This window comes from Oleiphilus sp. HI0086 (assembly GCF_001635225.1).
Map to the genome: position 1 here is coordinate 1 of NZ_LWFZ01001322.1, position 1,310 is coordinate 1,310.

Consider the following 1,310-nt stretch of genomic DNA (forward strand, 5'->3'; position numbering starts at 1 on the left):
TTATTGGGGAGAGGCTTGAGAATACTTGATTAAATTACTCAGGTAATAGATAATTTTTCAGCAATGCATCGCTCCGATGCTGACTATAAACACTTCAAGAGACATGAATTAAGCAATGCGCCTAACCACAAAAGGTAGATATGCAGTCACTGCAATGCTTGATCTTGCGCTGCATGCTTGTCATAACCCGGTTGCCTTAGCAGATATCTCGCTTAGGCAGGGTATCTCTCTTTCTTATTTGGAACAGCTGTTTTCGAAACTTAGACAACGTAAGCTGGTTAGAAGTATACGTGGTCCGGGAGGCGGTTATCAGCTAAATGTTGAGGCTGCTGATATTTCAGTTGCCGCCGTTATTGATGCTGTTGATGAGTCAATTGATACAACTCGTTGCGGCGCCAAAAGCCGTGAGGGTGTGGAGGAAAAAGCTGAGAAAGGCGGTTGTCAGGACGGCGAGCAGTGCCTCACTCATCATTTATGGATGGATCTTAGCCAGCAAATACATAGTTTTCTAAATTCTATAAGTCTTCAAGACCTTATGAACAAACGAGAGGTTCAGGTTACTGCTATTCGTCAGAATGAAGCGGCAGAACTTATTAACTCAAGTTTATTAGATATATAGCATTCTGCGGGCTCTTTTCTATTGCAGTAGTTGTGCTTGTCGGTCAATTTACGTTCATGGTAATCAGAACTTCCTCTCTATATAATACGCGCAAAATTTAGTCTGTATTATTTTGTGAACCCTAATCTATGAATAAGCCTATTTACCTCGATTATGCGGCGACTACTCCTGTTGATTTGCGTGTGGCTGAAAAAATGTCCAAGTTTCTGACGATGGACGGTGTCTTTGCCAATCCAGCCTCCCGTTCTCATATATATGGTTGGCAAGCAGAAGCCGCTGTCGAGCATGGGCGAAAGCAAGTTGCCAGCTTATTATGCGCGGATACGCGAGAGATTGTCTGGACCTCTGGTGCGACAGAAGCGAATAACTTAGCAATTAAAGGTGCGGTGTTGGCGCGTAAGTCGCAGGGTAAGCATATTGTTACATCGATGACTGAGCACAAGGCAGTTATTGATAGCGTCAAGTTCTTAGAGTCGCAGGGTTATTCGGTGACTTGGTTGAAGCCTCGCGTCAGTGGGGGAATCTCAGTTGATGATGTAGCGCAGGCACTTCGCCCTGATACGGTTTTGGTCTCCTTGATGCATGTGAACAATGAAACTGGTGCGATTAATGATGTCTATGAAATCTCCAGACTTACGGAATCGAAGGGGATTCTTTTTCATATCGATGCTGCGCAGAGTGCAGGAAAACT

Annotated in this window: 2 protein-coding genes; both read left to right on the top strand. The window is 44.3% G+C overall.

Annotated elements, in window-relative coordinates; all coding sequences use genetic code 11:
- Positions 1-115 precede the first annotated feature (115 nt).
- Positions 116-619 carry a Fe-S cluster assembly transcription factor gene (locus A3756_RS22810; protein ID WP_068510615.1) on the top strand — a complete coding sequence of 168 codons (504 nt, stop codon included), beginning with the start codon at positions 116-118 and terminating at the stop codon, positions 617-619.
- 128 nt (positions 620-747) lie between these two features.
- Positions 748-1,310 (top strand): aminotransferase class V-fold PLP-dependent enzyme (locus A3756_RS22815; protein WP_156490705.1); only part of this gene is annotated, 563 nt, incomplete at its 3' end.

Coding starts and splice junctions, on each gene's coding strand:
- A3756_RS22810 (WP_068510615.1), top strand. CDS start 116: ATGCGCCTAACCACAAAAGGTAGATATGCAGTCACTGCAATGCTTGAT.